We start from the raw sequence: 10,174 nt of genomic DNA on the forward strand, positions 1-10,174 counted from the left end.
GGTTGCCCAGTCTGAGCGATTTTTTGAAGCCTAAAGTCGGAGCCTAAAGAGGCCCGCTAAAGTCGAGCGCCCCTAAAGATGAGCCTTGCCGCTGAAGTCATGACGAAGAGCGCGTTCGCCGCTCATGTCGGCGTCAGCCCGGGGCGCATCTCGCAATACATCGCCGAGCGGAAAATTCACGGAGAGGCGCTCGAAGGTGAGGGCCGGAACGCGAAGATCCGCACGTCGGTTGCCATGGAGCAACTCCAGCGGACGCTCGATCCGAACCAGCGCTTCGGCGCGAATGGGGCCGCCACCCGCTCGATACCGGGCGCTGTTGTCGATCGAGCCGACGTCGTGGCCAGACCGCCAGCGCGGGAAAAGCCGCCGATCGTCATCGATCCATTCCTCGACGAGGTCGCCGCCGAGAAGCTGAAGCAGCAGAAGATCACGACCGCCCGCATGGAGCGCGAGGAAGCGCTCGAACTCGGTCGTTACATGCTGACGGACGATGCGCGTCGCGAGATGGTCAAGGCGGTGGCCGAGGCCTTCAAGGTGATGGAGCAGGGTATTCCGGAAATGGCGAAGGCGCTTGCTTCGCAGTTTTCGATTTCGTCTCACGATGCAACGTACGTGCTGCTGAAGGCCTTCCGTGACCATCGGGCGAAGAAGGCGAAGGACTTCGCAGCCGCGGCCGCTGATCTCGACGAGCACACCGAGGACGATCAGCCGTGACGATGATGTACAATCCGGAGCGGCTCGCGCTGGAGGTACTGGCCGAGATCTGCGAGCCGCCGCCTTCAGTCGACTACCTCGGCTGGGCCAAGCGGAACATCGTGTTCTCGGAGCGCATCACGGACCATCCGGGACCCTACAACGAGGACCTGGTGCCGTTCTTCTCGGAGATCCTCCGGGCACTCTCGCCCGAGGACCCGTGCAACATCGTCAGCCTGGCGAAGTCGGCGCAGATCGGCGGCACCATCTGCGCCAACATCTTCACGCTCGGCTCGCTCGACATGGCGCCTGGCGATTTCCTCTACGTCCACCCGACCGAGGAGAACGCCGCCCGTTGGTCGAAGACGAAGCTGATGCCGCTGGTGCGGGAGATGCCAGTCGTCGCCAAGCTGTTCTCACAGAACAGCCGCGATGCCAGCAACTCGGTGCTCTACAAGGAGCGCATCGACGGGCGCGGCGCCATCCAGGCGGCCGGCGCCAACTCGCCCGCGGGCCTGTCGATGATCTCGCCGCGAAAGCAGGTACAGGACGACCTTGCCAAGTGGCAGATGAACGAGGCCGGAGACCCGGAGGTCCAGGCGGACAGCCGCAGCAAGGCGTTCTTCAACGCCAAGGTCTTCAAGATCTCGACGCCGATGGTCGAGCCGGGATGCAAGATCACGGCGAACTATCGCGAGGGAACGCAGGAGAGCTACCACGTTCCTTGCCCGCACTGCGGTGAACTGCAGGAGCTGCGCTGGGAAAACATGCGGGATCATATCGATCCCGAGCATCCGGAAAACGCGCACTTCGTCTGCATTGGTTGCGGCTGCGAGATCCACGAGCATCATCGCGAGTGGATGGTGCGGCCGGAAAACGGCGCGAAGTGGGTTGCGAAGTATCCGGACCGGGCGCGTCGCCATCGATCGTTCCGGATCTGGATGGCCTATTCGCCCTTCGAGCGCTGGGAAAACCTCGCGCGCGAATGGATCTCGCTGCAGGCCGGCGGACCGGAGAAGCGCGAGAACGGTTCGGGCGCAGAGCAGACGTTCTTCAACGACTGGCTCGGCCTCGCCTACGAGGCGGACAACAAGGCGGTCGACTGGGAAATCCTGCGCGACCGCGCCGCAGTCTCGGATAACACCTATCGCGGGATCGTCCCCGCCGGCGTTCTATCGCTGGTCTGGGGCATCGACGTGCAGGGTGATCGTGTCGAGTGTCTGTTGATCGGCTACGGCAGGAATCGACTTCGAGCGGTCGTCGAACATGTCGTGATCGACAATCGGGCCGGCAGCCACCTGCCAGGCTATCGCGTCCACTCCGGTCATATTTCGGAGCCGGAAGTTCGGGCGGCCCTCGACGCGTTGATCGCGCGGGAATGGACCGACGAAGCCGGCCGGAAGCGCACCGTCGACATGACCGCGATCGACGGCAACGCCTACACCGACGATGTCTGGAACTGGGTGCGCAAACATCCGCGTTCCCGCGTCATCATGGTGCGCGGTGGCAACAACGAAAACGCGCCGCCGATCGCGCAGGCGCGTGAGTACGACAACAAGGGCAGGCCGAAGAAGCAGAAGTGGTCGTCGCGGTTCTACACCTTCGCGGCTTCGTCCTTCAAACTTCGGCTCTACCGCGACTTCAAAAAAGACGATCCGCAGCGGGCCGGCTTCATCCGATTCGCCCGAGGCTTCGAGGATGATCTGTTTCAGCAAGCAACGTCCGAGAGCCGGGTCGCCGAGAAAACCCGCAGCGGCCATACCCGCTACGTCTGGAAGCTGCCAGAGGGTCGCCGCAACGAAATCCTCGACATGCTCAACCAGAGCCTCGCCGGCGCCTACCGCCTCGGTATTCCCTACTGGACCGAGGAACAGTGGGACGCGATCGAGGATCGCCTCGGGAAGCTTGAGCCGCCGCGTCAGGGCGACCTCGAGGATCACATCAACCAGGTGCAGCCGCAGTTGCCGGAGACACCGGAACCGACGCCGGCTCCGGCTCCGGAAGCACGGCCGGCTCGCCCGGTCAGGAAAACGCTCACGGCCGCCGAGGCCATGCGCCAACTCAACAACAGGTGACGGATGTTCACGATGCTCACGCCCGAACAGGAGGCCCTCTATCGTGGCCAGTTGGCCGAGGCAGAGGCCGCCCTGCACAAGTTGCTGCTCGGAAAGAGCGCCGTGACGCTCAACTACAACGGTGAGAGCGTGACCTATAAGCCCGCCGACGAGGCGCGCTTGCGCAATTATGTCCGCGAGCTGCAGGCGAAGCTCGGCCTGATCCGTTCGGCGCGCCGGCCGGGAGTGCGGGTATGAACAAGAGCGTCATTCTCGACCATACCGGTCGCCCGATGCAGCGCGCGTCGGTTCGCCAGCGCGGCTTTCCGGTTAGCGACAGCGCCTACCAGTCCGCGAGCTACACGCATCCTGACATGTCGGACTGGGTGCCGCGCTCGGTTTCCGGTCAATCGGCCTTGTCGATCGAGCGCGACGTCATGGTCGACCGCGTGCAGGACATCGCACGCAATGATGGCTGGGCGTCCGCGGCGGTGTCGCGCCACCTGGATACGATCGTCGGCTCGGGCTGGGATATCGCCGTCGACCTCCCGGAGAAATCGCTAAACCTGACGCAGGAACAGGCCGACGAACTCTCAGACGAGATCGAAGAGAAGTGGACCGAGTATGCGACGGACCCGGCTTTCTGGGTCGACGCCAAGCGTCAGGGACCGATGGCTTCCGTTCTCGGCCGCGCCTACCGTCATCGCTTTGGCGACGGCGAAGCGCTCGCGGAACTGTGCTGGGACGAAGCGCGCGGCGCGCCTTACAGCACCTTCGTCAAGCTGATCGACCCGGCGCGGCTGTCGAACCCGCTCGACGAGGCGGACACTGCCGATCGTCGCGACGGCGTCGAGCTCGATCGCTACGGCGCGGCCATGGCCTACTGGATCCGCACGCAGCATCCCGACGATGATTATGTCTGGGGCTCGGCGCTGCCTTCGTGGGTGCGAGTGCCGCGCGAGACGGAGTGGGGCCGGCCCGTTATGGCGCATGCCTTCGAGGCGGATCGCGACGGCCAGTTCCGTGGCGTGCCGCCGCTGTCGCCGATCCTGCGCAAGCTGAAGCAGATGACGCAGTACGATGAGGCGGAACTGAAAGCCGCCATGGTCAACGCGGTTCTCGCCGCGTTTATCACGTCACCCGGCGAGCATGGCGAGATTGCCGAGGCCCTGACCGACAGCGAGGCGGCCGCGCGCTGGGATGCACGTACGCTTGATCGCGTCCAAACCTATCGAGACATGCCGCCGAAGATCCCGGCCGGAATGGCGCACTTCCTCTATCCCGGCGACAGCGTGACGCTGACCCAGCCCGGTCACCCGAACTCAGGCTTCGAGGCGTTCTTCCGCGCGGCGTTGCGCAACGTCGCCTCGACCATAGGTCTCACCTATGAGCAGCTCACCATGGACTGGAGCCAGGTCAACTATTCCTCGGCACGCGCTGCGATCCTTGAAGTCTGGCGCGGGCTGACGGCGCGTAAGGACATGTTTGCGGCGCAGTTTATGAACCAGATCTACCGCGCCTGGCTCGAGGAAGTCTTCGACCGGCGCATCATCAAGCTGCCGGGCGTCGCCGTTTCGTTCGAGGCGGCACCTGCTGCCTGGTCGCGGGTCGATTGGATCGGTCCGGCGCGCGGCTGGGTTGACCCCGAGAAGGAAGCCAAGGCCGCCGGTCTGCGTCTCGATCTCGGCATCTCGCACCTCGAGAAGGAATGCGCAGAACAAGGCATGGACTGGAAGCAGGTCGCCCGCAAGCGTGCTCGCGAGCAGCGTTTCCTGTCGTCGCTCGGTCTGTCGTTCCCGGCAAACGCGTCCGGCAAGACAGATCAGCAGAAACCCGAAACACCGGATGAACGCGACGCACGCGAGCGTCAGGAGGCGCAGGCAGCATGACGCATTACCCGCAAATCGCAGCGCAGCTCTTCAATCGTCCGCTGCTCGCCCACCGCGGAGCGCTCGAGCAATATGCCCGTGCAATGGCCCCGAGGATCTTCGGCGGCCCCGTTTCGTTTGGCGGGGAATGGCAGGCCGGTATCGTCGGCGAGCCAATCCGTGATGTTGTCGATTGGGAGGGAAACCCAGCCTACACCGGGCCGCGCATGATCGGTGGTACCGGCGTCGCCGTGATTGAGGCTGAGGGCGCGCTGGTACCGAAAGGCAAGTGGATTGGCGCGATGTGTGATGCCACTTCCTATGAAGGCATTCACGCGCAGGTGAGCGATTGCCGGGCCAGCAAGGACGTCCGTGGCGTGATCCTCGAGGTCGATTCCTTCGGCGGTGCAGTCGCCGGCGCATTCTCCTGTGCCGATGCGATCCATGAGCTTGCGCAGGAAAAGCCGGTCCTGGCGATCCTGACCGAACATGCCTGCTCGGCGGCCTACCTGCTGGCGTCGGCCGCGACCGGCATGGTGATCCCGAAAACCGGGCTTGCCGGCTCGGTCGGCGTCATCATGCTGCACGTCGACTATTCGAAGGCGCTCGACAAGGCGGGCGTGAAGATCACGCCGATCTTCTCCGGCGCGCGGAAGAACGACTATTCGCCGTACGAAGAGCTCGGCGAGGACGTCTTCAAGAAGGCGGCGGCCGAGGCTGACACCGTCCGCGACATGTTCATCGAGGCCGTCGCACGCTACCGCAAGGGACGTATCGACGCCGACGCGTTGCGCAAGACCGAAGCCGAAACCTTCATGGGCGCCGATGCCGTGAAGATCGGGCTCGTCGACGAGGTCGGCGATCCGATCGTCGCCGCAAACACCTTCATCGCAGAGATCGGCCGCAAGGCCGCTTAACCGCCCGCAACAGCGGGCGTTCCGCCCGAGGGCTTATCCCAGCAAAGGAGAAGCGCAATGTCGCTTGCACAGATGATCCGCCGGGTAGCCGGCGGAAAACCCCGCCACATGTCCGACGATCCGCCGAAGGATGGCGAAGACGAGGACCTCGACCCGGTTGCCGAGACCGAGAAGGACGATCCGGCGGCCGAGGACGATAATCCGGAAAAGGACGCGGAAGGCGACGATCCCGTCGACGACGATGCCGGTGATCCGGACGCCGAGGAAGAAGGCGATCCGCAGGAAGGCATGTCCGACAAGGAAAAGGCCGCCTTCGCCAAGGGCCGCCGCGCCGAGCGCAAGCGCATCGGTGCCATCCTTGGTTCCCCGCGCGCCGAGGGCAACCCGTCGCTCGCTGCACACCTTGCCTTCAAGACGGCCGACAGCCCGAAGAAGGCGCTCGCAACTCTCAAGCACGGCGGAGCGCAGGCCTCGTCCGGTCGTCTCTCTGATCGCATGCAGGCTCGCGGCCCGTCGAATACCGGCCGCGGCATCAACGGCGATGTTCGCAGCGCGAACACCACCAGTTCCTGGGACGGCGCCCTGGCAAAGGCCGGCGTCAAGATGAAGGGGAAGTAACATGCCGGTGTTCAAGGATGGGCCTCGCACGGCCGAATATCTGATCTCCGAAGCCAATGGCCACCTCTCGCGCGAGACTGGCGTGCTCGCTGCCGGCATCGTCGGCGAACTGCCGGCGGGTAGCGTGCTCGGCAAGGTGACCGCAACCGGAGCGTACAAGCTCTACGATCCGGCGGCTGTCGACGGTAGCCAGAACGTCGCCCGCATTCTCTTCGAAGGCGGCGTCGCCGGCGACCTGCGCACCATGACGGCGCGCTCCAGCGAGGTGAAGGCCTCGAAACTCACCTGGTTTGCCGGTGCCACGGCTAACCAAATCGCAGCCGGCGTCGCAGCCCTCGCGGCGCTCGACATCATCGTTCGATAAAGGAGAGGCCCCGATGCCACTTTCCATGGATGCATTCAACAACCGGGCTTTCTCGATGGTCAACCTGACCGCGGCCGTCGATAAGGTCGATTTTGTGCCGGGACTGTTGGGCTCGCTCAACATCTTCGAGCCGGTTCCGGTCTACGCCCGTACGGTTGCGGTGGAACGCCGCGAAAACAAGCTGACCTTGATCTCGACCTCTCCGCTCGGCGCTGCACCGCGCGAGACCGACCGCGGCGACCGCGACATTCGCGATCTTCGTACGACGCGTCTCGCCGACAGCTTCACCATGTATGCGCACGAGGTTGAGGCGATCCGCGCCTTCGGCACGGAAACGGAGTTCGAGGCGCTCCAGGTCGAATATGCCGGCCGCATGGCGAAGGTGCGTGGCAATATGGACCTCACGCACGAATACCATCGCCTCGGCGCGCTGCAGGGGAAGTTGCTCGACGCCGATGGTGTGACGGTCATCTACGATTACTTCGCCGAATTCAACATCGCGGAACCAGCGGCCGTCAGCTTCGAACTCGACGTCGCCGGTACCGACGTTCGCACCGAATGCCAGAAGATCGTTCGGTCGATGGCGCGGGCGGCCAAGGGGTCGTTCACGCCGGCGACGCAGGTTCATGCGATTGCGGGCGACGAGTTCTATGACGATCTGATCAAGCATCAGAGCGTCAAGGAGACCTACCAGAACTGGGCGGCTGCCGAGGCCCTTCGTGAGAAGACGGCCTTCGAGAGCTTCTACTTCGGTGGCATCACCTGGCACAACTACCGCGGCACGGATGACAACGACGCCGTCGCGGTCCCTGTGGCCGAGGCGAAGTTCTTCCCGGTCGGCGCCAAGGATGTCTTCAAGAAGGCGATGTCGCCGGCGGAGTTCGGTCCGTTCGTCAACACGCGCGGTCAGGACACCTATGCCCTGAACATCGTCGACAAGGACCGGCAGGCATGGACGAAGGGCGAGCTGTACTCGTACCCGCTCTATCTCTGCACCCAGCCCGAAGTCCTGCGCAAGGCAACCCGCACCTGATGCGGATCAGGAGGCTAGGTTTGGCCGATGCCTCCTGACAACCCCCGGAGATTTCCATGAAAACGATCAAAGTTGAAATCGCCCATGAGGGTGCGCGCGCTGTCGCCGTGCCCGTTGTCGGCGGATCGCTGACGGTCTGGCCCGGCGACAAGCTCGCCGGCGTCGAGATCCTGCCGATCAGCAGGGAGCGCGAGGAGCTCTACAAGAGCAAGGGCGTGTCCTTCACGCCGAGCCGTGGTTCGTCACCGCGGAAGCAGGCGTCTGCGCCATCGGTCGACATCGCTGCGCTCGAAAAGGCACTCGCCGACGCGAAGGCTGCCTACCAGGCGGCGCATGACAAGGCGGCCTTGCCCGACGCCACCGACGCCGACCACGAAGCACTGCAGCAGGCGATCGTCGCGGTCGACGCCGCTGAAGACAACCTCGAGCAGGCGAAGAAATGAGCCGTCGCCCATCTCTGTTCGAAGGGATGGGCGCGGAATTCTCCGATGCCTTCGGCAATGTCGACGCCGTGTTCACGATCAATGGCGTCCTCAGCCCGAGGACCGTTCGGGGCATCTTCCGCGTTTGGCGCGGGGTCGATCTGGTCGACGAAGCGGATCAGCCGGTCGAGGGTACGACGCATGTGCTGTCCGTCGCAGCGACCGACGTTCCCGGCCTTGAGAGCCAGCGCGATCTCGTCGCGATCGACGGCGTGACCTATCCCATCATCAACGTGAGCGACGACGCCCGGGCCATGCTCAAGCTCTCGCTTTCAGGAGACATCTGACATGAAACAGGAACAGGACGCGCCGGCGGCCGTGAAGGTCGATCCGGCCGAAGAAATCTGCCAGGCGCTGTTCGCCACCGACGAGGGCGCGAAGAAGGAAGCGGCCCGCAAGGCCGTCGGCGGCATGATGCAGCGGCCGTGGCAGCAGTTGCCGTCTCGCTTGCGCTCGGCGATCCGCTCCGACGTCGGTCGGCTTGCCGACCAGAAGAAGACCCGCGAGCAGATCGTGGCCCTCGGTTATTCGGTCGAGATCCTCGGTCAGGCGCTTCGCGATCTTGGCAAGACGATCGTCTGACATGGGCCACCTCCGAACCCAGATCTTCGAGGCGGTGAAGGCGAGACTGGTCGCCATTCCGCGCTTCTCCGATCCCGACAAGGTCGTTCGTGGCCGCAAGGGCGCGATCAAGCAGGAAGCCTTGCCGGTGCTGACGCTCACCTGGTCGGACAGCAACGAGATTGCCAGCGTGCGGCCGAGTTCCGGACCGAACGGCGAGGATGGCTACGATCGCAGCCTGCCGCTGTCGATCGTCGTCCACCTTCGCGACGACGATCCGGAGGTGGAATTCGATGAGATCTGCGTCGAAGTAGAGAGCGCTATGGGTGCTGCCATCATGCTCGATGGTCTCGTGATCGAGGCCCTGCTCGAGTCCGAGCGGCACTATGTGAACTCGCAAACCGGCACCTCCCTTTGTGCCGGCTCCATCAACTACAGGATCGCCTACAAGACGCTTGCGGTCGATCCCCAGCAGCCAGCGCTCTAGCGCTTCCCCCACGACAAACAGAGGATTTTTGCCATGGCTCTCGGCCGTCAGCTTACCATTGCCCGCTCTGATGGTGCGGGTGCCTTCACACTAGCCTGCATCACCGAACAGCGATCCCTCGAAATCAACAACGAGGAGATCGATATCACCAAGCCGAACTGCACAGATCCCGGCCAAAAACTCACGCTGGCCCTGATGTACGGCATCCAGTCCATTCGTCTCGCGGGGCAGGGCGCCTTCGTGAGCAGCGCCGTGATGAAGGCAATTGCCGCAGATGCCATCAACCAGGTCGTGACGGAATATCAGATCAGCGTCCCCGGCGTCGGCACGTTTGAAGGCGATGCGCTTGTTTCGATCACGTTCTCCGGCGACAAGACAAACGAGCTTCAGGCTGACATCCGCGCGGCGATGACTGGCGTCATCACCTTCGTTCCGGCCGTTTGACGGAGGCGATGGTGGAACACGCTAACCCCATCCGTGGTGAGGCGCCGGTCAAGATCGGCGCCATCGACTTTCGCATCGCTGTCACATTCTCTGGTCTCGCTCGATTGTCGCAAGCGCTCGGCGCCAAGACCATCGACGAGGTTTATGCGCGGCTCCTCGGTTTCGAGCCTAAGACCGTCGCCTGCGCTGTCCGCGCACTGATCGTCGTCGATGATGCCGACCAGCTCGACACGCTTGTTGCCAAGATCCTCGACGATGGCAACATCTCGCTCGCTGACCAGGCGAACTGGCGCGAAGCGGTAGAGGCTGCGCTCGCCGGCCATATCGCGGCGGGCAAGATCCGTCGCGATGAGCAGACGGCCAATGATATCGCAGCGGATGCTCTGCTGGGAAAGCCCGTCAGCCTCTCCTGATTTCCGACCATCTCAAGACGGCGTTTCGCGTCGCCACCTCTCCGAAGCTTCTCGGCTGGTCGCCGGAAGTATTCTGGAGGTCGACAGCCGTCGAATTTGAGATGGCGCTGGAGGGGCTCTCCGGAAAGCTCGGCGGTGCTCCGTTTGTCTCTCGCGAAGAGGTTCGCCGCGCCGCGGCCGCTTATGGGGTACGGCCTTCGCTGAAGGCCAATCCCAAACATCAAATCAAGGGGCAATGAA

At 63.8% G+C, this 10,174-nt stretch carries 15 protein-coding genes; all 15 read left to right on the forward strand.

Annotation, left to right across the window (positions count from 1 at the left end; translation table 11 throughout):
- Positions 1 to 78: 78 nt before the first annotated feature.
- From MKZ91_RS14760 to MKZ91_RS14830, 15 genes are read left to right on the forward strand one after another with little or no spacing between them, the layout of a single operon-like run.
- Complete coding sequence (locus tag MKZ91_RS14760) at positions 79 to 714, forward strand: hypothetical protein (RefSeq protein WP_336171694.1); 636 nt, start codon at positions 79 to 81, stop codon at positions 712 to 714.
- Complete coding sequence (locus MKZ91_RS14765; protein ID WP_336171695.1) at positions 711 to 2,768, forward strand: phage terminase large subunit family protein; 2,058 nt, start codon at positions 711 to 713, stop codon at positions 2,766 to 2,768. Before MKZ91_RS14760 ends, MKZ91_RS14765 begins: the two co-directional genes overlap by 4 nt.
- A 3-nt stretch (positions 2,769 to 2,771) precedes the next feature.
- Positions 2,772 to 3,005 (forward strand): gpW family head-tail joining protein, encoded by a 234-nt coding sequence (gene gpW, locus MKZ91_RS14770; protein ID WP_336171696.1) that lies wholly within the window; start codon positions 2,772 to 2,774, stop codon positions 3,003 to 3,005.
- Complete coding sequence (locus MKZ91_RS14775; RefSeq protein WP_336171698.1) at positions 3,002 to 4,636, forward strand: phage portal protein; 1,635 nt, start codon at positions 3,002 to 3,004, stop codon at positions 4,634 to 4,636. Before gpW ends, MKZ91_RS14775 begins: the two co-directional genes overlap by 4 nt.
- Positions 4,633 to 5,532: a S49 family peptidase gene (locus tag MKZ91_RS14780; protein ID WP_336171700.1), complete on the forward strand. Its 900-nt coding sequence runs from the start codon at positions 4,633 to 4,635 to the stop codon at positions 5,530 to 5,532. Before MKZ91_RS14775 ends, MKZ91_RS14780 begins: the two co-directional genes overlap by 4 nt.
- A 57-nt stretch (positions 5,533 to 5,589) precedes the next feature.
- The gene (locus MKZ91_RS14785; RefSeq protein ID WP_336171701.1) at positions 5,590 to 6,150 is read left to right on the forward strand and encodes a hypothetical protein; all 561 of its coding nucleotides are present in this window, start codon (positions 5,590 to 5,592) and stop codon (positions 6,148 to 6,150) included.
- A 1-nt stretch (position 6,151) separates the two neighbouring features.
- Positions 6,152 to 6,514 carry a head decoration protein gene (locus MKZ91_RS14790; protein WP_336171702.1) on the forward strand — a complete coding sequence of 121 codons (363 nt, stop codon included), beginning with the start codon at positions 6,152 to 6,154 and terminating at the stop codon, positions 6,512 to 6,514.
- 13 nt (positions 6,515 to 6,527) lie between these two features.
- A complete protein-coding gene (locus tag MKZ91_RS14795) occupies positions 6,528 to 7,547 on the forward strand; it encodes a major capsid protein (RefSeq protein ID WP_336171703.1) in 1,020 nt (339 codons plus the stop codon).
- A 56-nt stretch (positions 7,548 to 7,603) separates the two neighbouring features.
- On the forward strand, positions 7,604 to 7,990 hold the full coding sequence (locus tag MKZ91_RS14800) for a hypothetical protein (RefSeq protein ID WP_336171704.1): 387 nt from the start codon (positions 7,604 to 7,606) through the stop codon (positions 7,988 to 7,990).
- Complete coding sequence (locus MKZ91_RS14805) at positions 7,987 to 8,316, forward strand: head-tail joining protein (protein WP_336171706.1); 330 nt, start codon at positions 7,987 to 7,989, stop codon at positions 8,314 to 8,316. The genes MKZ91_RS14800 and MKZ91_RS14805 overlap by 4 nt, the downstream gene beginning before the upstream one ends.
- 1 nt (position 8,317) lies before the next feature.
- Positions 8,318 to 8,611, forward strand: a complete 294-nt coding sequence (locus MKZ91_RS14810) for a hypothetical protein (protein ID WP_336171707.1) — start codon at positions 8,318 to 8,320, stop codon at positions 8,609 to 8,611.
- 1 nt (position 8,612) lies between these two features.
- Positions 8,613 to 9,077 carry a hypothetical protein gene (locus tag MKZ91_RS14815; protein WP_336171708.1) on the forward strand — a complete coding sequence of 155 codons (465 nt, stop codon included), beginning with the start codon at positions 8,613 to 8,615 and terminating at the stop codon, positions 9,075 to 9,077.
- A 33-nt stretch (positions 9,078 to 9,110) separates the two neighbouring features.
- Complete coding sequence (locus MKZ91_RS14820) at positions 9,111 to 9,521, forward strand: phage tail tube protein (protein WP_336171710.1); 411 nt, start codon at positions 9,111 to 9,113, stop codon at positions 9,519 to 9,521.
- 11 nt (positions 9,522 to 9,532) lie between these two features.
- Positions 9,533 to 9,934, forward strand: a complete 402-nt coding sequence (locus tag MKZ91_RS14825) for a hypothetical protein (RefSeq protein WP_336171712.1) — start codon at positions 9,533 to 9,535, stop codon at positions 9,932 to 9,934.
- A complete protein-coding gene (locus MKZ91_RS14830) occupies positions 9,934 to 10,173 on the forward strand; it encodes a phage tail assembly chaperone (protein WP_336171775.1) in 240 nt (79 codons plus the stop codon). Before MKZ91_RS14825 ends, MKZ91_RS14830 begins: the two co-directional genes overlap by 1 nt.
- The last annotated feature ends 1 nt before the right edge of the window (position 10,174 follow it).

This window comes from Ensifer sp. MJa1 (assembly GCF_037026475.1).
Lineage (GTDB): Bacteria > Pseudomonadota > Alphaproteobacteria > Rhizobiales > Rhizobiaceae > Ensifer.